This window comes from [Actinomadura] parvosata subsp. kistnae (assembly GCF_900323885.1).
In the GTDB taxonomy this organism is placed as follows: domain Bacteria; phylum Actinomycetota; class Actinomycetes; order Streptosporangiales; family Streptosporangiaceae; genus Nonomuraea; species Nonomuraea composti.
Genome location: NZ_OOHJ01000018.1, coordinates 1198280 through 1224804, shown reverse-complemented (window position 1 = coordinate 1224804; position 26525 = coordinate 1198280). Strand labels below are relative to the sequence as shown.

The window sequence follows — 26525 nt, the reverse complement described above, 5'->3', positions numbered from 1 at the left end:
GTCGCCGGTCGGAGCTCGCAGCGGGGCGAATGATCGCGCCGAGCGAACGGGTTATGCCGTACGCGGAAAACCGCTGATGCCTCGCCAGGCCAGCCGGGCCATGAGTTGCTCGGCCGCGTCCTTCGGGATCGAGCCGTGCGTGGTCACCCAGTAGCGGGCGCTCACCTCGGCCATGCCGACGAGGCCGACCCCGAGCAGGTGCGCCTCGTCACTGGTGCAGCCGGTGTCCTCCTGGATGAGCTCGCTGACCATTTCGGCGCACTCGCGCAGCGAGCGCTCCACGCGCTGGCGCACGGGCGCGACGTTGCGCAGGTCGGACTCGAAGACCAGGCGGAACGCCTCGCCCTGGCTGGAGACGAAGTCGAAGAACGCGCTGAAGGTGGCTTGTACGCGCAGTTTGTTCTCGTGGGTGGAGGCCAGCGCCTCGCGGCAGCGGTTGACCATGTCGTCGACGTGGAGGTCGAGCAGCGCGAGGTAGAGCTCCAGCTTGCCGGGGAAGTGCTGGTAGAGCACCGGCTTGCTGACCCCGGCCCGCTCGGCGATCTCGTCCATGGCGGCCGCGTGATAGCCGTTCTCCACGAACACTTCCTGCGCGGCGCTCAGAAGCTGCCGGCGTCGGGCCAGTCGGGGCAGCCGGGTGCCCCGGGGCTTGGCATCCGGGGTTGCGGTCACGCGGGTCTCCATTGGTCTCTCAGGCGGGCTGTGCGTGCTGCGCGTACGCACACAGTGATGCTATGCGCGCACATCCTACGTGCGGGCGGGCCACCTGCCGGCGGCAGCCGCCGCCAGGTGGGCCGCCTCTGCGCAGGTCACCGCCACCCTGCCGATCACCAGGCCCGAGGCCGGGCCCGCCACCGCGTCGATGGCGAGCCGGCGTCGCGTCGGAACCGGCCGGGGTCAGCGGTAGTCGTCGTCGTCGAGATCGACCACGCGGTCCTGGTCGGCGGCGTCGGCCGGGTCGGCGTCGAACGGCACCTCGCGGCGCAGCCGCCCCACGCTCTGGAGCACCTCGCGCTGCTGCTCGGCCGCGTCGGCCTCCGGTGTCTCGATCGACCTCTCCCCCTCCTCTTCGGCGTAAGGGCCTTCGTCCCCGCGTATGTCCATCTCCGACATGTTCAGGTCCCCTCTCGGTACGGACGGATCCAGCCTACGCCCGGCCGAAAAGGTCGCCGCGCTTCTCCACCCTGGCCAGGGCGTCAGGCGCGGTGAACACCAGGTCGTCGGGGTGTTCACAGCTCTCGACCTCCTTCCACGTGAGCGGGGTCGAGACCGTGGGCTGGTCCTTGGCCCGCAGGGAGTAGGGGGCGACGGTGGTCTTGGCCGGGTTGTTCTGGCTCCAGTCGATGAACACCTTGCCAGGTCGCAGCTTCTTCGTCATCACGCTGACGATCTGGTCGGGGTGCTCCTTCTCCAGGAGTTGGGCGAGCCTCTTGGCGTACGCGGACGGCTCCTCGCGGCAGTCCCAGTCCGCGTACAGCTGCATGCCCTTGCTCCCGCTGGTCTTCGGCAGGGCTTTCAGCCCTTCCTGCTTCAGTACGTCGCGCAGCAGGAGCGCCACGCGCGTGCACTCGACGATCGTCGCAGGTGCCCCGGGGTCGAGGTCGAACACGAGCGTGTCGGGTGGCAGCGCCCGGCCGTCCTCGTCCACCCGCCACTGCGGCACGTGGAGCTCCAGGGCGGCCAGGTTCGCGTAGTAGACGAGCGTGGGCAGGTCCTCCACGACGGCGAAGTCGATGGTCTCGCGGTTCTTGGTGCTGCCCGGGGCGGGCAGGTTCACGCGCCGGACCCAGTCGGGGGTGTGGTCGGGGGCGTTCTTCTCGAAGAAGGACTGTCCGGTGACGCCGTTCGGGTAGCGCTTGACGGTCAGGGGGCGGCCGCGCAGGTGGGGCAGCAGGACGGGGGCGATGCGGCTGTAGTAGTCGATGACCTCGGCCTTCGTGAAGCCGTAGTCCGGGTAGAGCACCTTGTCGAGGTTGCTCAGGGTCAGCTCGCGGCCGTCCACCTTGACCGGCACCTTCACAGCGTCACCTCCGCGGGGAGCTTGTCGGGGCGCAGACCGCGCCACACGGGGTGCCGCAGCCGTTGCTCGTCGGTCCACATCGTGTAGGCCACCTCCCCGACGAGATCGGGCCTAACCCACCGATTCCGCCACGGCACCTGGTTGCGGAACGGGCTGCGCGGGATCTCCAGCGGTCGCAGCAACGCGTACAGCTCGTCCAGCACCGTGTCGGTGAACCCCGTGCCGACGTGGCCGACGTACGTCAGCCCCTCGTCCGTGAACACGCCCAGCACCAGCGAGCCGACCCCGCCCGAACGCCGGCCCTTGCCGGGTTTCCAGCCGCCGATGACGACCTCCCGCGTGGTGAGGTTCTTGACCTTGATCCACCAGGGGGTCCGGACGCCCGAGCGGTAGGGGGAGTCGAGCCGCTTGGCGACCACGCCTTCCAGGCCCTGCTCGTACGTGGCGGAGAGCAGGTCGGACTCGCCGGGGAAGTACGGGGGCGCGCCGATGTCCAGCTCGTCCAGCAGCGCCCTGCGGTCCCGGTACGACAGGTCGAACAGCGGCGTGCCGTCGAGATACAGCAGGTCGAACGGCACGTACGTGATCGGGTACAGCTCCAGCATGGCCGGCTCGGGATCGGTCAGGTGCATGCGCCGCTGGAGCCGCAGGAAGCTGGGCCGGCCGTGCTGGTCGAGCGCCACGAGCTCACCGTCCAGGACCGCGCTCTTCAGCCCGAACCCGGAAATTTCCGGATAGCGCCGCGTGTAGTCGGCCCCGTGCCTCCCCGTCACTCTCATCCCGCCGTCCAGATGGACGAGGGCGCGGATGCCGTCCCACTTGACCTCCAGGCCGTACTGCTCGCGATCGGAGGGTAGTTCCCCAGGTACGGCCAGCATCGGTTCGACCGGGTATGGCATTGGTTGCCCCATGAGGGGTATGTGCCCATTGCCGGGCCGGTTGAGAGCTGAGGGGTGCCCTATGCGCAGCATCTGGAAAGGTGCGATCTCCTTCGGGCTGGTGACGATCCCCGTCAAGCTCTACTCGGCCACCGAGCAGAAAGACGTGTCGTTCCACCAGGTCCACCGCGCCGACGGCGGCCGCATCCGCTACAAGCGGGTCTGCACGCAGGACGGCGAAGAAGTCCCCTACGCCGACATCGCCAAGGGCTACGAGCTGGCCTCCGGCGAGATGGTCGTGCTCACCGACGAGGACTTCGAGGACCTGCCGCTCAGCACGTCCCGCCGGATCGACGTGCTGCAGTTCACGCCGGCCGAGCAGATCGACCCCATCTACTTCGCCAAGTCGTACTACCTGGAGCCCGACGCCCAAGGGGCCAAGCCGTACGTGCTGCTGCGCAACGCGCTGGAGAGCTCCGGGCAGGTCGCCGTCGTCAAGGTGGCGCTGCGGCAACGCGAGTCGCTGGCCACGCTGCGCGTCCGGGACGGGGTGTTCGTCCTGGAGACCATGCTCTGGCCGGACGAGATCCGCACGCCCGACTTCGCGTTCCTGGAGGAGGACATCGAGGTCCGCGCCCAGGAGCTCAAGATGGCCGAATCCCTCATCACCACCATGGAGTCCGACTTCGACCCCGCCGAGTACCACGACACCTACCGCGAGGCGTTGCAGCAGGTGATCGAGGCGAAGGTGGCGGGCAAGGAGGTCATCCCCGCCCGCGAGGAGGAAGAGGCCGGACCGGCCGTCGACCTCATGGCGGCGCTGCGGGCGAGCGTGGAGGCCGCCAAGCGCGAACGCGGGGGCGGCGAGCCCGCCAGGCCGAAGAAGGCGGCGGGCAAGGCGGCGAAGGACTCCAAGGACACCAAGGAGTCCAAGGACGAGGAGAAGGCCGCCCCCAAGCGGAAGACCCGCAAGTCCGCCTAAGTTCCCCGCCTGCCGCACCTGGGACGTGCGTTGGGGTGACCCATGCGTGCGCAGCAGGTTGTGCGCCTGCTTGCACGGCGAGCCCTGGGCGCAGGTGCGCCACCGGTGCCCAGCGCGCATGCGCGCCACGGGGCACTGTGCGCGTGCTTGCATAGCGGACCCTGCACGCATGCGTGCCATCGGGCCCCTGCGCGCGTGTGTACAAAGCCGGCCCTGCACGCATGCGTGCCACCGGGCACTGTGCACGTGTGTGCAAAGCGGACCCTGTGCGCGTGCGTCCACGGCTGGCTCTGTCCACATGTGTGCGCAGCGGGCCCAATGCGCATCCGGCGTGCACTGCGGGCTCTGTGCGCCGCCATACGCGTTCTGACCGTGCCAGGTGCCTCGCCGCCCGCGAACGTTCGCCGCTGCCGGGGACGGCTGTGTCGCCGTCGGGACGCGGCCCCTTCGGGAAAGGGACATATCCGGATAATTAGCGTTTTTTCATTGGATACACCTTTAAGGCGAGCAATAAGATTCTTAATGCAGAGCAAAAAGGAGTCGTGCCTGTTTGCCCGTGCATCCGCCGGAAATGACACATCGTGGATGCGTTTCCGGGTTATCCGGAAACCGCGAGAACGGGGCAATCGATCCTTTAGGGGGAAAACGCAATGCCCAAGCTCAAAAGTGTCCTCGCCGGCCTCGCCATCAGCACCGCGCTGACCGGTGGTGTGGTGAGCGCGGGTGCCGCCACCACCATGGCCACCGCCGACGCCGCCACCCAGGTCGGCACCGGTGCCTCCGTCCTTGCCGGCAACCACTGCGGGTGGGGCTGGCGCCGCTGCGGCGGAGGCTGGGGCTGGGGCCACCGGCGTCACCACCACCGCATGCACGTGAAGATCAAGGTCTTCAACAACAACTACAACCGCAACCACCACTCGCGGTCGGACAAGAATGACGACAAGACGGACGACACCAAGGACTGATACGACCGGGCGTTGACGGCGTAGGGTTTCTCCTCGTCTCATGGCGCTTTCGGCGGGGGCTCTCCGGCATTTGCCCGGAGGGTCCCCGTTGCGTTTCCGGCGCCTTTTACATGACGACCTCCGGAGGTAAAGGCCGGCGGGCCGAGCGCTAGGAGTTGTCCGCGGCTCCCCCAGACGCCCGGCGTGCGCCATCCCCTTGGCGCACGCCGCGCCCTGTGTCTCGGCCGCGCCTCGCCCGCTGCCCATGCCGCCTGCCGCGTGCCCCCTCGCCCGCCTGCCGCGAAGGCGGTGCACATGTGGGGGAGCGGCGCACATCCCGAGGGCGATGCTCAGCGCAACGGAGTGGCGCCCGGTGCGAGCAGCGGGCGTGACGAGAGGGGTGGCGCCGAGTGCGAGGAGTGGGCATCGCGCGGGGAGGTGGAGCTGAGTGCGAGGAGTGGGGGCGTGCCGTGAGCGGTGCGCCGCTTGCGAGCAGCGGGGCGTTGTGCGAGAGGGGCCGGCGCTGAGTGCGAGCGGTGAGAGCGGGCCGTGAGGGGGTGCGCCAAGTGCGAGAAGCGAAAGCGTGGCGCGAGGGGGCGGCGCTGAGCGCGAGCGGTGGGGTGTGGCGCGAGGGAGTGGCGCTCAGGGCGAGGAGCGGCGCGCGGCCATATGAAGGGAGCGGCGAGCGGGGGTGTGAAGGGAGGGGCGAGCGCTTCGGGCCGTACCGGCCCGGGCGTGCGGAGTGCCCGCGTCCCCCGGGTGTGACGTCCGTTCTTGGTGAGAGGGCGGATGTCGTTCCCCGGCGAACGCGGGCACTCACGTGAGGTACGGCCCGAGCTCATCGCCCAGCGGCGGGCTCGTCAGCCAGAGGTTCTACCACCGATCACGGTGATGACCGTTGTTGTTGTAGTTCCTGTTGACGATGACGATCCTGATCCGGCCGTGGCCGTGGTGACGGTGGCCCCACCTCTTCCAGCGGTTCCACCCCCAGCCCCAGCCTCCGCAGCGGCGCCAGCCCCACCCGCAGTGGTTGCCGGCGAGGACGGACGTGCCGGTGGTGACCTGTGTGGCGGCGTCAGCGCTGGCGGCGGTGGTGGCGGCCCCCGCGCTCACCACGCCGCCGGTCAGCGCGGTGCTGATGGCGAGACCTGCGATAACACTTTTGAGCTTGGGCATTGCGTTTTCCCCCTAAAGGATTCGATTGCCCCGTTACGGATGACGACTAGCAAGCCATCCGCACAGTGCATATTTCCGACCTAAAGGGCGACAAACCGGAATTGTCCGTTTTTGTCCAACACGAGGGCAGCACATGAACAGTGCACAAGGAACCGCGCCCGCGGCACCCCTGGACGCCGAAATCAAGGAACCGTGTCCGCGGCAGCCCCGGACGCCGAAATCAAGGGACCGCGCCCGCGACACCCCCCGGACGCCGAAATCCCGGCCCGCGAACGAGCCGGGAAATGACGTAGCGAGGGCCCCCCGGCCGATGCCGGGGGAGCCCTCACCCATGGTTGCCGTGAAGACGAGGAGAAATGAACCTCAGGCCCAGCCGCGACGGTTAATCAGGCCGCCCCGAGAACTCCTTGCGCCATTGACGCACGGTTACTTGTCGTCGCCGTTGTCGTGGTGGCTGGGCCCGTTGTCGTTGTGGTTGTTGTTGCGGATGACGATGCACACCTGACCACGGTGGTGACGCCGGCCGCCCCAGCCCCAGCCCCAGCCGCCGCCGTGGTGGTGGCCCCGGCCGCAGCGGTGGTTGTGGTGACGGTGGTGGTGGTGGTGACGACGGCCCCAGCCCCAGCCGTCGTCCGTGCGAAGGGACGTGCCGGTGCTGAACTGGGTGGTCGCGCCGGCCGCGGACGTCGCCGCGCCCGCGCCCACCATGCCGCCGGTCAGCGCCGTGCTGATGGCGAGGCCTGCGATAACACTCTTGAGCTTGGGCATTGTGTTTCCCCCTAAAGGATCGATTGCCCCGTTCTCGGCGTTTCCGGATTGCCAGGAAACAGATCTTGGACGGCTGCTGAAGGCTCATCCACCGAAAGACATTTCCGGGGCGGTGCACGGGCAAACAGATACGACTCCATTTTGCTCTGCATTAACAATCTTATTGCTCGCATTAAACATTTATCAAATGAAATGAGAGGATATGTCCGATTGTGTCGCATATGGAAGGTGAGCGCGCGCGTCATTGAGCGGCTCACCGGCCGTGTCCGCGTGCTGCCGGCGATAGTGGTGACGGAATGGTGGTGCGATGCGCATGCGGCAGCCCGGCGCTTTCCGGCCTGGAATTCGTGAGGCGAAAAGAAATGCCCGGACTTCCCGTACGGTAATTGCTCGGGCCATCACGATATGGGGGCGGAAAAAGGCGCCCCCGGTGATGTCTGCCGCATCGTCGTGACCGCGCCGTCAACGGTGGCGGCGAAGTCTGTCACGACTCGTGCTCGAATGATTTCCCAGAGTGACGGCCACAAACGATCAGGAACGACTTTTGCCCCGCTCTTGACCTGCTACCGCCTGCCGATCTTCTTCAGGTACCGCCCGAAGGCGAAGCCTCTACGCCCGATCTCCGTCCCGTGGACCCGCCGCCACTTCCCGTGCTTCTTGCAACTGCCCCACGTGCGGTCGCCCGGGTACAGCTTGTCCACGATCCGCCCGCGCGGCTCCATCCGGATGTTGAGCCGCGTCTTCACCCGCACGACCCGGTACGTGCATCCGGGCCGCGCCTCGGCGCTCGCCGCGGTGGCGACGAGCCCGGCTGCCGCCAGCGACACGGCGACGAGGAAGGCGGCGATACGGGTGGTGAGCATGGCGGTACCCCCTGTACACATTCGAGACGTATGTCCCGTGCTGCCAGGAAAGTTCGGTAAATAACCCCTCTGTACGGAATCCAGACCCCTCCTGGGGGCGATGGTTATCGTTGATGGAAGGGGAAGAGACGTTCGATGGTCGACAAGGAGGAGACCGCATGACCGCGGAGCCGATCCCACACTGGCCAGGGCGAATGATCGGCTCGGTGCACGTCCGGTCCACCCCCGAGGGCCCCGCCGAGCAGGCGGTGTTCGTGCACGGGCTGGCCGGATCGGCCACCAACTGGACCGACCTCATGGACGAGCTCAAGGACGAGGTCACCGGCCACGCCATCGACCTGCCGGGCGCCGGCTTCTCGCCCGCGCCGGCCGACGGCGACTACTCGGTGGAGGGCCACTCCCGGGCCGTCATCGGGCTGCTGGAGCACACGGGCCCGGCCCACCTGTTCGGCAACTCGCTCGGCGGCGCCGTCGCCGTCAGGGTCGCCGCCGCCCGTCCGGAGCTGGTCCGCTCGCTCACGCTCATCTCGCCGGCCCTGCCGGACCTGCTGCCCCGCTACGGCCCGCTGCGCGTGGCCGCCGCGGCCATCCCCGTGCTGGGCGAATGGGTGGCGTCCAGGCTGACGCTGCTCCCGGCGGAGCAGCGCATCACCGCCTCCATGGCCGTGGTCTGGGCCAACATGGACGCGGTGCACCCCGTACGCCTGCGTGACGCCATCGAGGAGCAGCGCAGGCGCGACGGCCTCCCGTACGCGGGGGAGGCCATGATCGGCTCGGCGCGCGGCATCGTGGCGGAGTACTTCCGCCGGGGGAAAGACTCCCTGTGGCACCAGGCGGAGAAGGTGCGGGCACGCACCCTGATCATTCACGGGCGCCACGACCGGCTGGTCCGCCCGGCCATGGCCAGGAAGGCGTACCGTACGTTCCGGCAGGTCAGGCTCGTGCTGCTGCCGACCGCGGGGCACGTGGCGATGATGGAGATGCCGCAGGTCGTGGCGGCCGAAGCACGCCGTCTGATCGGTGAGACTCGATTGGGGAATGCCCCACTGCCCAGCTAGGTTTCACTGTGAGATGAGACCCCCTGAAACGGGAGCGTAGAAAAGTGTCGTTGCCACCGCTGGTCGAGCCGGCCGATGAGCTGACCGTCGACGAAGTGCGCCGCTACTCACGCCACCTGATCATTCCCGACGTGGGCATGGCGGGGCAGAAGCGGCTGAAGAACGCCAAGGTGCTGTGTGTGGGCGCCGGGGGCCTGGGCTCGCCCGCGCTGATGTACCTCGCGGCGGCGGGCGTCGGCACCCTCGGCATCATCGACTTCGACGTGGTCGATGAGTCCAACCTGCAGCGCCAGATCATCCACGGTCAGTCCGACGTGGGCCGGCTGAAGGCCGAGAGCGCCGCGGCGTCGGTGCGTGAGATCAACCCGCTGGTCGAGGTCGTGATCCACAACACGGCGCTGACCACCGAGAACGTCATGGAGATCTTCTCCGGCTACGACCTGATCGTTGACGGCACCGACAACTTCGCCACGCGTTACATGGTGAACGACGCGGCGGTGCTGCTCGGCAAGCCGTACGTCTGGGGCTCGATCTACCGCTTCGACGGCCAGGCGAGCGTCTTCTGGGCCGAGCACGGGCCTTGCTACCGCTGCCTCTACCCGGAGCCCCCGCCTCCCGGCATGGTGCCGTCGTGCGCCGAGGGCGGCGTGCTCGGCGTGCTGTGCGCGTCGATCGGCTCGATCCAGGTGAACGAGGCCATCAAGCTGCTCACCGGCATCGGCGACCCGCTGGTCGGCCGGCTGATGATCTACGACGCCCTCGAGATGAAGTACCGCGACGTCAAGGTCCGCAAGGACCCTGAGTGCGTGCTGTGCGGCAAGAACCCGACGGTCACCGAGCTGCTGGAGGACTACGAGGCGTTCTGCGGCGCGATCTCCGACGAGGCCGCGGAGGCCGCCAGCGGCTCCACGATCACCGCGCTCGAGCTCAAGGGCATGATGGACCGCGGCGAGAACATCTTCGTCGTCGACGTCCGCGAGCCCAACGAGTACGAGATCGTCTCGATCCCCGGCGCCACGCTGATCCCGAAGGGCGAGTTCCTCAACGGCTCGGCCCTGGAGAAGCTGCCCCAGGACAAGAAGATCGTCCTGCACTGCAAGTCCGGTGCCCGCTCCGCCGAGGCGCTCGCGGTCGTCAAGAGCGCGGGCTTCTCCGACGCCGTGCACGTCGGCGGCGGCGTGCTGAGCTGGGTCAAGACCGTCGACCCGAGCCTGCCCAGCTATTAAGGGGTTTTGGCCGGGACGTCCCGGTTAAGGTCGATGCCGTGAATTCCGCCCGCCCGTGGCCGACACTCGTGGTGGCCTCCGCGCTGACGCTGATCTGCGCGGTGGCCGCCGGGGTGGCCGGCAGCGCGGCGGGCACGGAGCTGACCCGTGGCCCCACGGCGGCCGAACTGCGGGCCGCGGCCGAGCGCGAGGTCGCCGACCGCTGGCGTACCTGGCCCACCGGCCGTATCTTCCCCGCCACACTGCCGTACTCGGCCGAGCAGGGCGGGCGGGAACGTGCCAGCAGGATCGGCATCTCGCCGCGCACCTCCTGCGGCGACTCCGTCGACACCCCCGCGGTGCCGGCCCTGCGCGAGGCGGGCTGCCGGGGCGTGCTGCGGGCCACCTACATCGACGCCCTGCGCGGCGTGCTCGTCACCATCGGCGTGGTCGCGCTGCGCGACGAGCTGAACGCGGTGCGCGCCAAGTCCGCCTTCGCCGACACCGGCAAACCCTCACCTGGGCTGCGCCCGCTGGCCTTCCGCGGGACGCTGGCCGACCGGTTCACCGCCGCCGTGCGGCAGGCGGGATCGGTCCGGCAGGCAGGCCCGTACCTCGTGCTGACCACCGCCGGGCAGGTGGACGGGCGGCCCGCCGACGCGGCGGGCGAGCCGCGCCCGGCCATCTTCGCCTTCGCCACCGAGCTGTCCGAGCACGTGCTGACCGAGCTGAGCACGCCCAGGATGCCCGACTGCGGCTCCCAGGAGTGGCAGTGCTGAGAGCGGGCCGGCGGGGGGCGGCGGTCGCGCTGATCGGGGCGCTGCTGTTCGCGGCGCCCGCCGCGCGGGCCGACGACGTCCGCGGCGGGCAGAAGGCCGTGATCAGGACGCTCGCGCTGCCCGAGGCGTGGCGCACCAGCACGGGCGCCGGGGTGACCGTGGCCGTGCTCGACTCCGGCGTCGATCCCCGCCACCGCGACCTGGCCGGCTCGGTCCGCGAGGGAAGGGATTTCACCGCGGGCGCGAACCCGCCGGGCACGCCTCCGAGCAGGTTGCACGGCACGTACATGGCCTCGCTGATCGCCGGGCACGGGCACGGGCCGGGACGAAAGCGCGGGATCATCGGCGTCGCGCCCGGCGCGGACGTACTGTCTGTAAGGGTCATCCTCGAGGACGAGGAGCCGGGTTTCCGCGCGTTCAACTCGGCCGAGCGCTTCGAGAACGTGGTGGCCCGGGGCATCCGCTACGCGGTGGACGAGGGGGCGGACGTGATCAACATGTCGATCTCCAAAGAGCTGGCGACCAGGGAGGAGCGGGCGGCCATCCGCTACGCCATCTCCAAGGGCGTCGTGCTCGTGGCCGCCGCGGGCAACGACGGCGACCGGCGGATCGACGGCGAGTTCGCGCCCTACTCCTATCCCGCCGCCTTCCCCGGAGTGGTCTCGGTGGGGGCGACCGACCGGCGGCTGCGGCGGGCCTCGTTCTCCAACTGGAACTCCTCGGTGCTGGTGGCCGCGCCCGGCGTGGACATCATGGGGGCGGGCCCCGGCGACGAGTACTGGGTCGGCAGGGGCACCTCGCAGGCGACCGCGCTGGTGTCCGGGGTCGCCGCCCTCATTAAGTCCAAATATCCGGACATGTCGCCGCCGCTCGTGGCGCGCGCCCTGGCCGCCGGCGCCACCGACCGGCCTCCCGGCGGCTACGACACCGCCACCGGCTTCGGCGTCGTCAACGCCGCCAGGGCCCTGACCGAGGCGTCCAGGCTGGCCGGCCACACCGAGACCGCCACCGGCGCCCAGGCCCAGGATCCCGCCCGCCCGGTCGCGGCCGGGCGCGCCGGCCCCGTCAAGGTCGTCCAGAGGGACGAGCGGCGGGTCACGGTGTACGCGGCGATCGCCGGCGGAGCCGCCGCCGGTTCACTGCTCGCCTTGACTGTCATATTCGTCCTGGTCAGACGCGTACGGCGGGCCCACATCTCACAACAGGCATGATCCGCCCCCTTAGGGGGACGAAATAGACACGAAGCGAATGCGGGAACGAGGCGGTGGTGAAGGCACGTAGGTCGACCTCAGGGCTACCGCGCGCCGGGGGAGAAGCACCGCAGGAGCGGAGGAACCCGCTCGGCAACGCCACCGGCCGCCGCTCGCGCGTGCGCTCGTGGCCCGCGGCGGACTCCCGCAGGCGCACGGCGGCCAAGGAACGCGCGGAGCTGCTCGCGCTGCGGCAGGGCATGCGCTACCGGCGCATGTTCGTGGCGCTGCTGGGCGTCATCATCGCCGTCTCGGCCGTCGTGGTGCTGCTCGGCACCGTCGGCCTGTTCTCCGAGACCCGCTCGCGCCCGCTGACGCCCGACGAGCAGAACCAGTACAAGCAGGAGGAGATCGCCCGCCGCTGGCAGGCGTGGCCGGCCACGGGCGTCTTCCCCGAAGAGGTGAAGTACCTCGGGCTCGACCGCGCCCAGCAGTACGCCAGGCGGGTCGGCATCGCCCCCGAGACCGACTGCGCCAAGGCCGCGGACGCCTCCGTGGCCGGGGTGCTCCAGAGCCACGGCTGCGTCACGATGCTGCGGGCCACGTACATGGACCAGACGGCCTCCTTCGTCTTCACCGTCGGCGTGGCCGTGCTGAAGGACGAGGCGTCGCGCATCTCGGCCGGCGAGGAGCTGACCCAGGACGACCGCGTCGGCGTGCTGCCGGTGGCCTTCCCCGGCACGGTCAGCGAGCGCTTCGGGCCCGACCAGCGCCAGCGCACCGGCTGGGTGGGCGCGGGGCCGTACCTCGTGTTCTCGACCGGCGGCTACGCCGACGGGCGCACCAGGGCCGCGATCCCGCCCGAGGAGATCCTGCACAGCGAGCTGTGGCCGGCCGCCAAGTCCATCGGCAACCAGATCGCCTACTTCCTGGCGGACCCGCCCAAGGTGCCGCCCTGTACCCAGGGGAACGTGTGCTGACCGCCGTACGCGTGCTCACGGCCGCGGTGCTCGCCTTCTCGGGCACGGCCGCCGCTCCCGTCAGGGACCAGCAGCAATGGGTCCTCGACGCGCTCAACGTCGAGCAGGCCTGGACGGTCACCAAGGGCAAGGGCGTCACCGTCGCCGTCGTCGACAGCGCCGTGGACACCGGCGTCAAGGAGCTCAAGGGCCGCGTCACCAACGGTCCCGACATGACGTCGGGCACGATCGAGCGCGCGCTGCCGCCCGGCCGGCACGGCACCGCCATGGCGGGCCTGATCGCCGCCTCCGGCGCCGACGGCGGCCTCATCGGCGTGGCGCCGGACGCGCGCATCCTGTCGCTGCCCATGGTGATCGACGACGAGCCGGCCTTCGCCGTGCCGCCGGTGCAGGAGGAGGGGGTCGCGCCGGAGAGCCCGCTGGCCCGCGCGCTGCGGTACGCCGCCAACCACGGCGCCCAGGTCGTCAGCATGTCGATCGGCTCGTACGGGCCGCTGCGCTCGGAGCGCGAGGCCGTCTCGTACGCGCTGAGCAAGGGCGTCGTGCTCGTGGCGGCCGTGGGCAACGACGGCCAGACCCCGTACGCCAAGGAGAAGGGCACCTCCTACTGGAGCTTCCCCGCGGGATACCCGGGCGTGATCGGCGTGGCGGCCACCGACAAGCAGGGCAGGCGGGCCACGTTCAGCAGCGACAACCTGTCGGTGCTGGTCGCGGCGCCCGGCGTCGAGGTGCCCGTGCTCAAGCGGGACGGCGGCTACGAGCTGTCGGAGGGCACCAGCTCCGCCGCCGCGCTGGTGGCGGGCGTGGCCGCGCTGATCAAGTCGCGCTATCCGGACCTGCGGCCCGAGCAGGTGGCGCAGGCGCTGGCGTCCAGCGCCAGAGGCCGGCCCGCGGCCGGGTACGACGACCAGACCGGTTTCGGGGTCGTGGACGCCGCCGCCGCGCTGAACGCCGCCGACCGGCTGACCGGCGCCAAGCAGAGCGTGGCGCCCGGCATGGAGCACTTCGGCAGGGGCGAGGACTCTCCCGTGCCGACCCGGCCCGGGCCCGACCCGCTGCGCCTGTGGCTGTACGGGGGCGGGGTGCTGGTGGCGCTGGTCGCCTTCTGCGGCGCGATCATCGTGCTCAACCAGCGCAAGGAGGAGTGATTCTCGTTGGGGTGGAAGATCCGCTATGGTCCCGCTCCATGGGATACGAGCTGCGGGTGGTGCGTGAGTCGCCACTCGCCTTCGCGGAGCTAGCGAAGGCCATCGCGCCGGCCGGTTTCGAGCTGCGCGGATCCGAGGAGATCGTGACCGGTCACGGGGGCGGCACGCACGCCGTGGCCCGGTGGCAGGGCCAGCTCGTCGGCGAGCCGGGCTCCGACTGGCAGGTGGCCCAGCTCCTGCGCCTGTCCACCGCGCTCGGCGGCCGGCTGGTGGGCGAGGACGGCGAGGAGTACCTGCTGAACGACGGCGTCATCGAGGTCTCGGCGGCCGGCGGCGTGGTCGCGATCGGCAAGTTCGAGGAGATCATCGACGCGGGTCCGGCGGCATGGAGCCCCTGACCCCGTTCGCCGAGCAGGTGCTCGACCTCGTCGAGCGCATCCCGCCCGGCAAGGTGATGGCGTACGGCGACATCGCCGAGTACCTCGGCGAGGGCGGCCCCCGCCAGGTCGGCAAGGTCATGAGCACGTGGGGAGGCGGCGTGCCGTGGTGGCGCGTCGTCCATGCGGACGGCACCGCCGCCGCCCCCGACCACCTGCGACGATGCCTGTCCCACTGGCGCGAGGAAGGCACTCCGCTGCGCGGCGAGCGGGTGGACATGCGGCTGGCCCGCTGGGACGGGCGCTCGGGCGACGGCCCGTAGCCGGCCGCCGCCCGGCAATTCAGCCGATTTTCAGTAACCCCTCTGACCTGCGGTTTCGTCGAACGGGCGATTCTGTGACATGTGACTCCCATTACCATGGGCAGAACACTGATGGCGGCCCGAAAGGCGGTGCCTCCCCTATGGCCACCGGCGTCACAGCCCAGCGCCAGGGCGGCGATTCGCTCGCCGACCGCCTGAAGGCTGTCCAGGATCTGTGTGATCGTGGCGAGCCTCTCGAAGCGGTCATGCGAGCGGTCGGCCCCGGCGGTCGCGACGCGGCGTTCGACACCGAGGTGCTGAGCGGTCCCCTCGGGGCCCGCATCGACCTCGCGGTCAAGCGCGGCGCCCCGCGACGCAGGGAAATGCTCGACCTCGTGCGCCCTTACCTCAAGGGCGTCGACGCGCGCGTCAAACGCGACCTGCCGGTCGCGCGCCGCGTCATCTGTTATCTGATCGAGCACCGTCCCGACGACGAGCTCGTCGAGGGCGACACCCTCACCAAGGTGGTCACGGCGGCGGCCGAGCCGTCCAAGCGCATCCGCAAGGGCCTGAGCTGGTACGCCGACCTGCCCTTCCGTGACGAGCTGCCCCCCGACCTCTATCGCCTGCGCCGCTCCGACCTGGTGCCGGTGACCCACATCGACGACATCGTGTGGGTCGACGGCAAGCTGCGCGTCAGCGGCTTCGCCTACCTGGCGGGCCTGTCGGTGCGCAGCCGCAGGTTCAACCGGGCGACCGTGGTGCTGCGCGGCCCGCGCTGGCTGCCGCCGATCCGCATGCGCACCCGCCGCGTCCTGGCCCCCGAGGCCACGCACGGCGCGCGCGAGCCCGGCTGCAACTACGACTGGTCCGGCTTCACCGCCGAGCTGAGCCCGTGGCCGCTGCGCTGGCGCGGCGCCGTCCGGGGTCTGGTGCACGGCGTGCGCCGCCGCATGCGCCACCGTCCCGGCGTGCCCGACGCCACCACGTGGCGGGCCGAGATCGTGTTCTGGAGCCGGGGCGCGCGGGCCACGGGCCTGCTGCGCGGCTCCTCCATCGGCCGGCCCGAGCGGCCCGCCGGGCTGAAGCTCAAGCCCGGCTGGTGGGTGCGGCCCGTCTGGACGTCCGACCGGGCGCTCCAGGTCGTGCTCCAGCCCAACAGGGCCGAGCTGACCGGCGTGCGGCTCGACGGCGACCAGCTGGAGCTGAAGATCTTCCTGCCCGGCCGGCAGGTCACCAAGGGCCACGCCCGGCTGGGCGGCCACCGCATCGCCGCCGACTTCACGCCGTCCGGCGACGGCACCCAGGTCGTGGTCACGCTCGCCGTGCCCGCCCTGCTGCAGGAGAAGGACGGCCGGCGGCTCTGGGTCGAGCCCAAGGGCGACCCGGCGGCCTCCGTCATGCTGGCCGACCTCGTCGAGACCCGCACCCCCGTGGGCGACCGCGAGATCACCGTGCTCGGCGACCGCCGCGACCGCGTCGTCGTCTCCGCCCACCGCATCCGCCCCGTGATCACCTCGGCGGTCTGGGAGGGGCCGGCGCTGGTCCTGCGCGGCCACTACCCCGACGCGCCCGGCCCCCGCACGCTGACGCTGCGCCACCGCTCCGGGCTGTCCTACCTGCTGCCGATGGAGCGCTCCGGTGCGGAGTTCTCCGTACGCGTGGAGCCCGCGTCGATGGACCGCTTCGGCGAGCCCGTGCCGCTGGCCTCCGGCACCTGGAACATGTCGCTGCGGCACCCGTCCGGCGAGATCGTCCCGCTGCGCATGGACCACGCGGCCCTGCCCGGCCTCGACGAGGAGCCGCGCACGCTCGGCGGCCACGTCTTCCGCATGGTCTCCACCCGCTTCGACGTGCCGGTGATCACCGTGGAGGAGGCCAGGCCCGCCGAGGAGCGCGGCGTGGCCGGCACCCACGTCCTGCGCCGCGTCTTCTACCCGGCGCAGCGCACCGAGCCGCTGCGCGAGTCCACCGTCTACGTCGTCAACGACGGCCGCCACTACTCCGACAGCGTGCGCGCCATCTACGAGGAGCGGCTGCGCAGGGGCGACGACCGCGAGCACATCTGGATCGTCAAGGACGGCGCGTTCGTGCCGCCCGGCGGCGCCACCGTCGTGCGCGCCGGCAGCCGCGAGCACCACGAGGCCCTGGCCCGCTCGCGGCACATCGTCACCAACGCGTTCCTGCCCGCCTGGTTCCGCGCCCGCGAAGACCAGGTGGTGCTGCAGACCTGGCACGGCACCCCCGCCAAGCTCATCGGCAACGACCAGCCCCACATGCGGCGCGACCCGAGGCCGCCCATCTGGCACCGCCAGGCGGCCGAGGTGCGCGGCTGGGACCTGCTGCTGTCGCAGTCGCCGTGGGCCACGCCGGTGCTGCGCAAGGCGTTCGGCTACAAGGGCGAGATCCTGGAGAGCGGCCTGCCCCGCAACGACGTGCTCAACTCACCCGACCGCGAGGCCCGCGCGGCCGCGGTGCGCGAGCGGCTGGGGCTGGCCGAGGGCAAGCGCGTCGTCCTGTACGCGCCCACGTGGCGCGACTACGACCGCAAGAACGCCATGGTGAAGCTCGACCTCGCCAAGGCCCGCGAGGCGCTGGGCGCCGACCACGAGATCCTGGTCCGCGCCCACCCGATGCAGGCCATGCCCGCCGTCCCCGACATCGCCCGCGACGTCACCACCTATCCCGACATCGCCGATCTCCTGCTGGTGGCCGACGTCCTGGTGACCGACTACTCCTCGGTCATGTTCGACTTCGCCTGCACCGGCAAGCCGATCGTCCTCTACGGCTACGACCTGGCCAAATACTCGTCGAAGCGCGGCCTCTACATCGACCTGCCCGAGCAGGCGCCGGGGCCGCTGCTGTCGACGTCGGCCGAGGTGGTGGAGGCGCTGCGGTCGATCGACGAGGTGGCGGCGGCGCACGCCGACCGCTACGACGCCTTCCGTGCCACGTTCGCGCCCCGCGACGACGGCAAGGCGACCGCCCGCGTCGTCGACCGCCTCTTCTCCTGAGCGCGCCGGTGGCTCAGAGCAGGTCGGGCAGGTTGCCGGGCAGCGGATAGACCCTGCCGGGGTCGTAGTCGTACAGGAAGCTCAGCTCAGGGCCCTGTGGCGGGACGGCCTCCGGCAGGCTCTCGACGAGCGTGTGCAGCAACGCCGAGATGCTGGTGCCGCAGACGATGTCGCCGGTCGCGACGAGCTTGCGGACGGTGGCGAACGGCACCCACTCGACCCGCTCCGCCTCCCAGGGGTGCGCCGGCGGCCCCACGTGCACGGCGGAGTCGGCCCGGTAGACGTGGTTGAGCCCGTCGGAGAACCCGTTGCCGGGCTGCACGGCCAGCAGCGGCCGCAGCGGCCCCGGCCGCCAGCCGGTCTCCTCCTCGACCTCCCTGGCCGCCGCCGCGATGGGCGGCTCGCCGTCGTCCACCTGCCCGAGCGGGATCTCCCACCCCCAGCTGTCGGTGATGAACCGGTGCCGCCAGATCAGCAGCACCCGGTCATCGGCGTCGGTGACGACCGCCCCCGCCCCCGGCGCCGTCCGGATGAGGCGGTGGTCGATATGGCGGCCGTCGGGCAGCTCCACGTCCGCGATCCGCACGTCGAGCCACGGGTCGAGGTAGACGGACTTCTCGGAGTGGACCTGCCAGCGCATGTGATCGACCCCCGCGCGAGGGAATGTTGACCCAACGTTACAATCCCGCACGCTCCGTATGCTCCCGAATCGCCGAACTCACTTCCGCAACTCCACCTCCAGCGCCATCGGCGTCTGCCTGACCTCGTACGAGCCGAACCCCGCCTTCGAGACCAGCGCCTCGAACCCGGCCTTCGTGTAGGCCCGCCTGGGCAGGAACCAGCGCAGCGCGAACGTGGTGAACGCCCCGGCCACCGCCCCCATCCCCATGCGGGCCACGTCCTGCTCGACGGCCCCCTTGGAGACGTCCCTGCGCAGGTCGACGATGAGCCCCGACCCGCCGTCGCGCAGCACCCGCCGCATCTCGCGCAGCGCCCCCGCCGGGTCGGCGAAGTTCTTGAACGCGGCGCAGCAGATGAGGAAGTCGAAGGCGCCGTCGGCGAACGGCATGTCCGAGGCGTTCCCGTGCCGGAAGTCCACGCTTGTGGCGAACAAAGTGTCCGGCGTGTCGCGAGAAAATCTGACTTTTGCCCCGATACGGTAGGCGGATCTCTGAGGGAGACCGGGCAAGTCGGCACGATCTACCCCTGTGGTCTGGTGGAATCTAGTGCTGTGAGTGCTCAGACCTGGCGGTTGGTGCGGAGAGGTAGCGGGGGGCGCGATGTGCCTCCTGTGCTCGATGAGCATCAGCGTGCCGTCGTGGAGCATCGCGGCGGCCCGCTCCTCGTTCTCGCAGGTCCGGGCACCGGCAAGACGACCACGATCGTCGAGAGCGTGGTCGAGCGCATCGAGCGGCGCGGCGTCGATCCCGAGCGCGTGCTCATCCTCACCTACAGCCGCAAGGCCGCCGAGGAGCTGCGCCGCCGGGTCACCGGCCGGCTGCGCCGCACCACGCGCACGCCGCTGGCCATGACCTTCCACTCCTACGCCTACGCGCTGCTGCGCCGCGAGAGCGTGCTGGCGGGCAAGGCGCCGCCGCGCCTGCTCACCGGCCCCGAGCAGCTGCTGGAGATCCGGCGGCTGCTGCACGGCGAGCTGGAGAACGGCGCCCCCGACTGGCCCCAGTCGCTGCGCGAGCCGCTCAAGACACGCGGGTTCGCCGAGGAGCTGCGCGACTTCCTGTCCCGTGCGAACGAGCGCGGGCTCGACGCCGAGCGGCTGATCGCCCTCGGCCGGATCCACGGGCGCCCCGACTGGGTGGCGGCCGGCCGGTTCTCCGAGCGCTACCAGGACCGCTTCGACCTCGCCCCCGAGGAGACCTACGACTACGCCGAGCTGGTCGGCGCCGCCACCGCGCTGCTGGCCGGCCCTGAGGTGCGCGAGCGCGAGCGGGCCGCGCACGACGTGGTGTTCGTCGACGAGTACCAGGACACCGACCCGGCCCAGGAGTTGCTGCTGTCCCAGCTCGCCGGCGACGGCCGCGACCTGGTCGCGGTGGGCGACCCCGACCAGTCGATCTACGGCTTCCGCGGCGCCGACGTGCAGGGCATCATGAAGTTCCCCGAGCGGTTCAAGACGTTCGACGGCCGCGAGGCGCCGGTGCTGGCGCTGCGCGTGTGCCGCAGGAGCGGGGCCGACCTGCTGGAGGCGTCCCGGCGGGTGGCGGCCAGGCTGCCCGTCGCCCCCGCGCCCACGCAGGAGCCCGGGCAAGATCCTGACGACTGGCCCGACCACCGGCCCGACCATCGGCACGGCCACCGCGATCTCGTCCCGGCCCCTGACGCCGATCCCGGTGAGGTGCGCGTGCTGCTGGCCGACAGCACCAGCCAGGAGGCCGCGATCGTGGCCGACACGCTGCGCCGCGCGCACCTGATCGACGGGGTGCCGTGGAGCCGGATGGCCGTGCTGGTCCGCTCGGCCAGGCGGCAGGTGCCGCTGCTGCGGCGGGCGCTGACCAACGCGGGCGTGCCCACCATGATCGCCGGTGACGAGGTGCCGATCGCGCAGGAGCCGGGCGTGCGCCCGCTGCTCACGATGCTGCGGGTGGCGCTGGATCCGTCCCAGCTCGATGAGGGCACCGCTGAGGAGCTGCTGACCGGCCCGCTCGGGGGCACCGACATGATCGGGGTACGCCGCCTGCGCCGCGCACTCAAGATCGCCGAGAACGAGGCGATGGGGGTGGCCGCCAGCGAAGCCACCAGCGAGATCGCCGACCCCGCTGATGACCCCGCTGGTGACACTGCCGAGGAGGTCGACGGGCTGCCGTTCAAGGCGCGCTCGTCCGGCGAGCTGCTGGTCGCCGCCATCAAGGACGTGCGCGAGCTGATCCGCGTCGAGCCCCACGTCGCGCTCCCCGCCGAACGGGTGGCCAAGCTCCTGGCCGCCGCCCGCGAGGCCGTCCACCAGGGCGGCACCGCCGAAGACCTGCTGTGGACGATCTGGGACCAGAGCGGCCTGGCCCCCCGCTGGAGCGAGCTGAGCCTGGCGGGCGGCCCCAGGGGCGCGCAGGCCGACCGCGACCTCGACGCCGTGGTGGCGCTGTTCGACCACGCGGCCAGGTTCGTGGACCGGATGCCGATGGCGGGTCCCGAGGTGTTCATCGACGACCTGGCGGCGCAGGAGATCCCCGGCGACACGCTGGCCGACCGCGCCCCCGACGGCGACGCCGTGCGCGTGCTGACCGCCCACCGCTCCAAGGGCCTCGAATGGGACGTCGTGGTCGTGGCCGGCGTCCAGGAGGGCGTCTGGCCTGACCTGCGGCTGCGCGGGTCGCTGCTGGGCATCGAAGACCTCATCGAGACGGTGGAGGGCGGCGAGCCGAACAAGACGTCGCTGGTGTCGAAGATGCTGGCGGAGGAGCGCCGGCTGTTCTACGTGGCCGCGACCAGGGCCAGGCGCAGGCTGGTGGTGACGGCCGTGGGCGGCGAGGACACCGACGAGCGGCCGTCGAGGTTCCTGTCGGAGCTGATGCCGGGCGCGGTCGAGTCGGCCACGGTCGACGACCGGGCCCGCTGGCTCAACCTGTCGGCCCTGGTGGCCGACCTGCGCAGCGCGGTGACCGACCCGACGAAGCCGCGCCGGGTCCGGCACGAGGCGGCCCGGCAGCTCGCCCGGCTGGCCGCCGCCGGGGTGCAGGGCGCCCACCCCAACGACTGGTACGCGCTCACCCCGATCTCCGACGACCGCCCGCTGAGCTGGCCCGACGGCGTGGTGAGCATCTCGCCGTCGGCGGTGGAGAGCTTCACGAAGTGCGGCCTGCGCTGGCTGCTGGAGACGGCGGTGGGCGCGGCGGGCACGAGCACCGCGCAGGGCCTGGGCAACATCATCCACGCGCTGGCCGTGCTGGCGGCCACCGACCTGCCCAGCGAAGACCTGCTGGGCGAGCGCCTCGACCAGATCTGGAACGACCTCGACTTCGGCGGCGTCTGGTACAACCGCAAGCAGCGCCAGGTGGCCGAGCAGATGATCGGCAAGTTCCTGCGCTGGCACAAGGAGAACCCGCGCGAGCTGGTGGCTTTGGAGGAGGCGTTCACGGCGATGGTGTCGGAGGGCGTCCAGATCAAGGGCCGCGTCGACCGGGTCGAGCGCGACTCCGACAACCGCGCGGTGATCATCGACCTCAAGACGGGCGGCTCGAAGCCGAAGGCGGGCGATTTGGAGCGGCATCCGCAGCTCGGCGTCTACCAGCTCGCCGCGCTGCTCGGCGCGTTCGCCCGGCACGGCATGACGGAGCCGGGCGGCGCGGCGCTGGTGCAGCTCGGCAAGGCCGCGGGCAAGAACGACGCGCTGGAGCAGACGCAGGGCGCGCTGGCCGACGACAAGAACCCGGGCTGGGCGAAAGACCTGGTCGACACCGTGGCGATCGGCATGTCGGGCCCGTTCTTCCAGGCCAAGGTGAACGACGGCTGCCGCACGTGCGCGGCCAGGGCGAGCTGCCCGGTCAACGACAACGGGGGCCAGGTGTGCTGACCCCCGCCGAACTCGCCGGCAAGCTCGGCATCCTCCCGCCCACCCCTGAGCAGGCGACGGTCATCGAGGCCCCGCTGGAGCCGATGGTGGTCATGGCGGGCGCCGGCTCGGGCAAGAGCGAGACCATGGCGGGCCGCGTGGTCTGGCTGGTGGCCAACGGCCTGGTCAAGCCGGAGAACGTGCTGGGCCTGACGTTCACCCGCAAGGCCGCCGCCGAGCTGGCCACCAGGGTGAGGGAGCGGCTCAACGGCCTGGCCGAGGCGGGGCTGGTCGAGCCGGGCGCGCTCGACAACGAGCCGACCGTGTCCACCTACCACGCCTACGCCGCCCGCCTGGTCACCGACCACGCGCTGCGCGAGGGCCTGGAGCCCACGATGCGCCTGGTCACGCCCGCCGTGTCGTGGCAGCTCGCCTCGCGGGTGGTGGCGATGTACGACGGGCCGATGGACAAGATCGAGCTGGGCCCGCCCTCGGTCACGGCCGCGCTGCTGGAGCTGGCCGGCGAGCTGTCGGAGCACCTGCGCTCGCCCGCCGACGTGCGGCGGGTGGGGGAGTGGCTGCGGGAGCGGCACGCCGTGCTGCCCGGCCGCACCACGCTGGCCCAGCGCAAGCCGCTGAGCGTGCAGGCGGCCAGGGAGCAGCTTCTCCCCCTCGTGGAGCGCTACGAACGGCTCAAGCGCGCCCGCGAGGTCATCGACTACGGCGACCAGATGTCGCTGGCCGCCCGCATCGCCGCCAACCACAAGGAGGTCGGCGAGATCGAGCGGGGCCGCTACTCCGTGGTCCTGCTCGACGAGTACCAGGACACCAGCCACGCCCAGCTCGTCCTGCTGCGCTCGCTCTACGGCGGCGGCCATCCGGTCACCGCCGTGGGCGACCCGTGCCAGTCGATCTACGGCTGGCGCGGCGCGTCGGCGGGCAACCTGCGCCGCTTCCCTCAAGACTTCCGCACGGCCGCCGGCGACCCGGCCCCGGTCCGCCAGCTCAGCGTCAGCTTCCGCAACGGCGACCGGGTGCTCGACGTCGCCGCCCGCGTCCAGCTGCCGCTGCGCATGGAGGCCCGCGAGGTGCCCGTGCTGGTCCCCGGCCCGAACCGGGTCGATCGCGGCCGCGTCACCTGCGCCTTCCACGAGACCGCCGCCGACGAGGCGAAGTGGATCGCCGACGGCATCGCCAGGCTGCTCGGCCAGGAGACGGCCCCCGACGGCCTGCCGTGGGGCGAGAAGGAGCGCAAGAAGACGCTCGCCCTGCAACCCCAGGACGTCGCCATCCTGGCCCGCAAGCGCTCGCAGTTCCCCGCGATCCGCAGGGCGCTGGAGGAGCGGGACATCCCGGTCGAGGTGGTCGGCCTGGGCGGCCTGCTGACCGTGCCCGAGGTGAGCGACATCGTGGCCACCCTGCGCGTCCTGTACGACGCCACGGCGGGCGACGCGCTGGCCAGGCTGCTGGCCGGGCCCCGCTGGCGGATCGGTCCGGCCGACCTGCGGGTGCTGGGCGAGCACGCCCGTACCCTCGCCAGGGAGCTGAGCGAGAGCCACCGCGAGGACGACCCGCTCGACCAGGTGGTGGCCGACCTGGCCGAGGAGCGCGGCAGCCTGGTCGACGCCCTCGACGAGCTGCCCGACAGGGAGGAGTGGCTGGAGTCGTTCTCGCCGCTGGCCCGCACGAGGCTGGTGGCGCTCGCGCACGAGCTGCGCCACCTGCGCGCGCACACCGCGCAGCCGCTGCCCGACCTGATCAGCGAGGTCGAGCGCAGGCTCGGCCTCGACATCGAGGTGGCGGCGCGCAGCGGCACGGTCGGCGCGTTCGCGGCGCGGGCCGACCTCGACGCGTTCCTCGACGCGGCCTCCCGCTTCGCCGGCGACGCCGAGGATCCCACGCTGGGGGCGTTCCTCGCCTACCTCCAGGCGGCCGAGAGCGAGGAGTTCGGCCTGGAGGCCGGCCGGGTCGGCGAGAGCAACAGCGTCAAGCTGATGACCGTGCACGCCTCCAAGGGCCTGGAGTGGCCCGTCGTGGTCGTGCCGGGCCTGTCGCAGCTCGTCAGCTCGAAGGGCACGATCGCGACCGGCAGCATCTTCCCCGCCACGCCGGTGATGAACAGCCGCTGGACGGAGAACCCGCGCAAGCTCCCCTACGCGCTGCGCGGCGACGCGGCCGACCTGCCCCGGCTGGGCGGGCTGAGCAAGGAGGAGCTGGCCGCGTTCGACGAGCACTGCCGCGAGCGCGACCTCATGGAGGAGCGCAGGCTCGCCTACGTGGCCGTGACCCGCGCCCACTACCACCTGATCGCCTCCGGCTACCGGTGGGGCAGCGCGACCAAGCCGCTGGAGCCGTCCGACTTCCTGCTGGAGATCCGCGACACCGCCGACCGTATCTCCGTGTGGGCCGACGATCTCGAAGAGGGCGCCACCAACCCGCTGCTGGCCGAGCCCGCCGAGGCCACCTGGCCGGTCGAGCCCGAGGGGCTGCGCTACGAGTCCGTGCTCGACGGCGCCCGGCTCGTCGAGGACGCGCTGGCGGGCACGCTGGGGCCGTACGAGGACGAGCCGATCAAGGCGTACGAGGAGGAGCGGCTGCGGGCCTGGCAGCGCGACACCGACCTGCTGCTGCGCGAGCGGGAGCTGCACCGGCGCAGGCCCGCCACCACGGTCGAGCTGCCGACGAAGCTGACCGTGTCCGCGCTGGTCACGCTGGCCGCCGACCCGCGCGAGCTGGCCCGCAGGATCCGCCGGCCGGTCCCGGTCAAGCCCGCGCCGCTGGCCCGCCGCGGCACCTCCTTCCACAAGTGGCTGGAGACGCGCTGGGACCAGCAGCGGCTCATCGACGATCTGGAGCTGTACGACGAGGAGCTCGAAGAGGCCGACGTGCGGCTGGCGGAGCTGCAGGAGCGCTTCGAGCAGAGCGAGTGGGCCGACCGGCGGCCGGTCGACCTGGAGGTCCCGTTCGAGACCATGATCGCCGACCGGCTGGTGCGCGGGCGCATGGACGCCGTGTTCGAGCGGGCCGGCGGCGGCTACGAGGTCGTCGACTGGAAGACCGGGCAGCCGCCGCGGGGCAAGAAGGCCGCCAAGGCCGCCTCCGTGCAGCTCGCCGCGTACCGGCTGGCCTGGTCGCACCTGGCGGAGGTGCCGCTGGAGCAGGTCGGCGCGGCCTTCCACTACGTGCGCGCCAACCGCACCGTACGCCCGGTGGACCTGCTCGACGCCGACGGCCTCGTGGCGCTGATCGAGGGCGTCAGGCTCGTAGATGATGAAAGGCCGGCTTCGGGTGCATGAGGAAGTCGTGGTGGGAGATGTTCCAGGCGTAGGCGCCGGCCATCGCGAACACCACGGTGTCCCCGACGCCCACCGACGTCACGATGTTCCTGGCCAGGACGTCTTTCGGGGTGCAGAGCTGGCCGACGATCGTGACCGGCTCGTCGCAGACGTCCGGCCTGCCTGACGGCAGCACCGTGAACGGCTGGTCGTGGCCCTTCGTCGCGGGCGTCCGCAGGTGGTGGGTGCCGCCCAGCACGATCGCGTACGCCCGGCCGCGCACCCACTTCACGTCCACCACCCTCGTCACGTAGTAGCCGCAGTAGACGGTCAGCGCCCGGCCCGGCTCGACGCGCAGCCGCCTGCCCCGCCCGAGCCCGGCCAGCCCCGCGCCGTACGCCTGCCAGTCGAAGCGCGCCTGCGGCGACGCGTACGACACCGCCATCCCGCCCCCGAGGTTGACCTCCTCGTACGGGTGCTCCAGCAGCCGCCGCGCCAGCCCCAGCAGCCGCCCCGCGTCGAGGCCGCTGGCCAGGTGCGTGTGCAGGCCGCGCAGCCGTACGCGGTCGCCGAACAGCGGCAGGCAGCGGGCGAGGTCGTCCTCGTCCATCCCGAACGGCCCGCTCATCGTCAGCGCCGCGCCCTCGACCGGCAGGTCCGGGTTGAGCCTGAGCAGCACGTCCGCCTCCAGGCCCGTGGCGAGCAGGCGGCGCAGCTCGTTCGGCGACTCGACGTGGATGCGGTGGTGCGGCAGGCGCAGCTCGGCGTCGGTCTTGCCGGGCCCGCCCAGCGCCACCCGCGCGCCCGGGAACAGGCCGGTGACGTGCGCGTGCTCGCCCGCCGACGACACCTCGAACCCGTCCACGTGCCCGGCCAGCACCCGCAGCACCTCGGCGTCGGGGTTGGCCTTGACCGCGTAGTACAGCTCGACCGGCCCCAGGGCGCGCCGTACGGCCGCGACGTGCTCGTCCAGCGCCGGCAGGTCATAGAGGTAGGCGGGGACCCGGGGGAGCGCCGTGGCGGCCGTCAGGACGCGATCGGGAATCATGCGAGCGGGTT

The 26525-nt window shown here is 71.4% G+C and carries 24 protein-coding genes; 14 read left to right on the top strand and 10 right to left on the bottom strand.

All coding sequences use genetic code 11. The annotated features are described in order from the left end of the window. Positions 1 to 51: 51 nt before the first annotated feature. The 4 genes from KIS93_RS25660 to ligD (KIS93_RS25645) all read right to left on the bottom strand — a co-directional run bounded on the left by KIS93_RS25660 (position 52) and on the right by ligD (KIS93_RS25645) (position 2919). On the bottom strand, positions 52 to 672 hold the full coding sequence (locus tag KIS93_RS25660) for a TetR/AcrR family transcriptional regulator (RefSeq protein ID WP_168018435.1): 621 nt from the start codon (positions 670 to 672) through the stop codon (positions 52 to 54). A gap of 225 nt (positions 673 to 897) precedes the next feature. Further along, positions 898 to 1104 carry a hypothetical protein gene (locus tag KIS93_RS25655; RefSeq protein WP_080047509.1) on the bottom strand — a complete coding sequence of 69 codons (207 nt, stop codon included), beginning with the start codon at positions 1102 to 1104 and terminating at the stop codon, positions 898 to 900. A gap of 43 nt (positions 1105 to 1147) precedes the next feature. Next, positions 1148 to 2020 carry a non-homologous end-joining DNA ligase gene (ligD, locus tag KIS93_RS25650; RefSeq protein ID WP_080045272.1) on the bottom strand — a complete coding sequence of 291 codons (873 nt, stop codon included), beginning with the start codon at positions 2018 to 2020 and terminating at the stop codon, positions 1148 to 1150. Beyond that, positions 2017 to 2919 carry a non-homologous end-joining DNA ligase gene (ligD, locus tag KIS93_RS25645; RefSeq protein WP_230465801.1) on the bottom strand — a complete coding sequence of 301 codons (903 nt, stop codon included), beginning with the start codon at positions 2917 to 2919 and terminating at the stop codon, positions 2017 to 2019. The genes ligD (KIS93_RS25650) and ligD (KIS93_RS25645) overlap by 4 nt, the downstream gene beginning before the upstream one ends. A 61-nt stretch (positions 2920 to 2980) precedes the next feature. Here ligD (KIS93_RS25645) and ku point away from each other — a divergent pair, with 61 nt between their 5' ends. Together ku and KIS93_RS25635 are read left to right on the top strand one after the other, a co-directional pair. Then, positions 2981 to 3880, top strand: coding sequence for a non-homologous end joining protein Ku (gene ku, locus KIS93_RS25640; protein WP_080045274.1), 900 nt, complete (start codon positions 2981 to 2983; stop codon positions 3878 to 3880). Positions 3881 to 4530: 650 nt separating this feature from the next. Beyond that, positions 4531 to 4845, top strand: coding sequence for a hypothetical protein (locus tag KIS93_RS25635; protein ID WP_080045275.1), 315 nt, complete (start codon positions 4531 to 4533; stop codon positions 4843 to 4845). Positions 4846 to 5697: 852 nt separating this feature from the next. Here KIS93_RS25635 and KIS93_RS25630 read toward each other — a convergent pair. Together KIS93_RS25630 and KIS93_RS25625 are read right to left on the bottom strand one after the other, a co-directional pair. Further along, entirely contained in the window at positions 5698 to 6000 is a 303-nt protein-coding gene (locus tag KIS93_RS25630) for a hypothetical protein (protein ID WP_080045276.1), read from the bottom strand. 426 nt (positions 6001 to 6426) lie between these two features. Next, positions 6427 to 6768 (bottom strand): hypothetical protein, encoded by a 342-nt coding sequence (locus tag KIS93_RS25625; protein ID WP_186404434.1) that lies wholly within the window; start codon positions 6766 to 6768, stop codon positions 6427 to 6429. Positions 6769 to 6996: 228 nt separating this feature from the next. On the opposite strand from KIS93_RS25625, the gene KIS93_RS67600 reads away from it, so the two are divergent. Next, on the top strand, positions 6997 to 7119 hold the full coding sequence (locus KIS93_RS67600) for a hypothetical protein (RefSeq protein WP_268966916.1): 123 nt from the start codon (positions 6997 to 6999) through the stop codon (positions 7117 to 7119). A gap of 212 nt (positions 7120 to 7331) precedes the next feature. On the opposite strand, the gene KIS93_RS25620 is transcribed toward KIS93_RS67600, so the two are convergent. Further along, positions 7332 to 7631, bottom strand: a complete 300-nt coding sequence (locus KIS93_RS25620; protein WP_080045277.1) for a hypothetical protein — start codon at positions 7629 to 7631, stop codon at positions 7332 to 7334. Between the two features lie 158 nt (positions 7632 to 7789). On the opposite strand from KIS93_RS25620, the gene KIS93_RS25615 reads away from it, so the two are divergent. The 9 genes from KIS93_RS25615 (at position 7790) to KIS93_RS25575 (ending at position 17684) form a co-directional block, all read left to right on the top strand. Then, complete coding sequence (locus tag KIS93_RS25615; RefSeq protein ID WP_080045278.1) at positions 7790 to 8689, top strand: alpha/beta fold hydrolase; 900 nt, start codon at positions 7790 to 7792, stop codon at positions 8687 to 8689. A 44-nt stretch (positions 8690 to 8733) separates the two neighbouring features. After that, positions 8734 to 9915 carry an adenylyltransferase/sulfurtransferase MoeZ gene (moeZ, locus tag KIS93_RS25610; RefSeq protein WP_080045279.1) on the top strand — a complete coding sequence of 394 codons (1182 nt, stop codon included), beginning with the start codon at positions 8734 to 8736 and terminating at the stop codon, positions 9913 to 9915. Between the two features lie 38 nt (positions 9916 to 9953). Further along, the gene (locus KIS93_RS25605; RefSeq protein WP_230465802.1) at positions 9954 to 10673 is read left to right on the top strand and encodes a hypothetical protein; all 720 of its coding nucleotides are present in this window, start codon (positions 9954 to 9956) and stop codon (positions 10671 to 10673) included. Next, positions 10667 to 11884, top strand: a complete 1218-nt coding sequence (locus tag KIS93_RS25600; RefSeq protein ID WP_080045281.1) for a S8 family serine peptidase — start codon at positions 10667 to 10669, stop codon at positions 11882 to 11884. Before KIS93_RS25605 ends, KIS93_RS25600 begins: the two co-directional genes overlap by 7 nt. Before the next feature lie 56 nt (positions 11885 to 11940). Further along, positions 11941 to 12843: a hypothetical protein gene (locus KIS93_RS25595; protein WP_230465803.1), complete on the top strand. Its 903-nt coding sequence runs from the start codon at positions 11941 to 11943 to the stop codon at positions 12841 to 12843. Further along, on the top strand, positions 12837 to 13991 hold the full coding sequence (locus tag KIS93_RS25590; protein WP_080045283.1) for a S8 family serine peptidase: 1155 nt from the start codon (positions 12837 to 12839) through the stop codon (positions 13989 to 13991). The genes KIS93_RS25595 and KIS93_RS25590 overlap by 7 nt, the downstream gene beginning before the upstream one ends. Before the next feature lie 38 nt (positions 13992 to 14029). Beyond that, entirely contained in the window at positions 14030 to 14389 is a 360-nt protein-coding gene (locus KIS93_RS25585; RefSeq protein ID WP_080045284.1) for a hypothetical protein, read from the top strand. Then, positions 14377 to 14691, top strand: coding sequence for an MGMT family protein (locus KIS93_RS25580; RefSeq protein ID WP_080045285.1), 315 nt, complete (start codon positions 14377 to 14379; stop codon positions 14689 to 14691). The genes KIS93_RS25585 and KIS93_RS25580 overlap by 13 nt, the downstream gene beginning before the upstream one ends. A gap of 245 nt (positions 14692 to 14936) precedes the next feature. Then, positions 14937 to 17684, top strand: a complete 2748-nt coding sequence (locus KIS93_RS25575; protein WP_080047510.1) for a CDP-glycerol glycerophosphotransferase family protein — start codon at positions 14937 to 14939, stop codon at positions 17682 to 17684. Positions 17685 to 17697: 13 nt separating this feature from the next. Here the strand turns inward: KIS93_RS25575 and KIS93_RS25570 are convergent, their stop codons facing one another. Then, positions 17698 to 18324: an NUDIX domain-containing protein gene (locus KIS93_RS25570; RefSeq protein ID WP_080045286.1), complete on the bottom strand. Its 627-nt coding sequence runs from the start codon at positions 18322 to 18324 to the stop codon at positions 17698 to 17700. Between the two features lie 78 nt (positions 18325 to 18402). Next, a complete protein-coding gene (locus KIS93_RS25565; protein WP_268967028.1) occupies positions 18403 to 18990 on the bottom strand; it encodes a class I SAM-dependent methyltransferase in 588 nt (195 codons plus the stop codon). Between KIS93_RS25565 and KIS93_RS25560 the strand changes: the two genes are divergently transcribed. Beyond that, the gene (locus KIS93_RS25560; protein WP_230465804.1) at positions 18976 to 22212 is read left to right on the top strand and encodes an ATP-dependent helicase; all 3237 of its coding nucleotides are present in this window, start codon (positions 18976 to 18978) and stop codon (positions 22210 to 22212) included. The two genes, KIS93_RS25565 and KIS93_RS25560, sit on opposite strands and share 15 nt — an antisense overlap. Further along, positions 22206 to 25487: an ATP-dependent helicase gene (locus tag KIS93_RS25555; RefSeq protein WP_080045289.1), complete on the top strand. Its 3282-nt coding sequence runs from the start codon at positions 22206 to 22208 to the stop codon at positions 25485 to 25487. The genes KIS93_RS25560 and KIS93_RS25555 overlap by 7 nt, the downstream gene beginning before the upstream one ends. On the opposite strand, the gene KIS93_RS25550 is transcribed toward KIS93_RS25555, so the two are convergent. Next, entirely contained in the window at positions 25447 to 26514 is a 1068-nt protein-coding gene (locus KIS93_RS25550) for a type III PLP-dependent enzyme domain-containing protein (RefSeq protein WP_155129114.1), read from the bottom strand. The genes KIS93_RS25555 and KIS93_RS25550 overlap by 41 nt on opposite strands. Positions 26515 to 26525 lie beyond the last annotated feature (11 nt).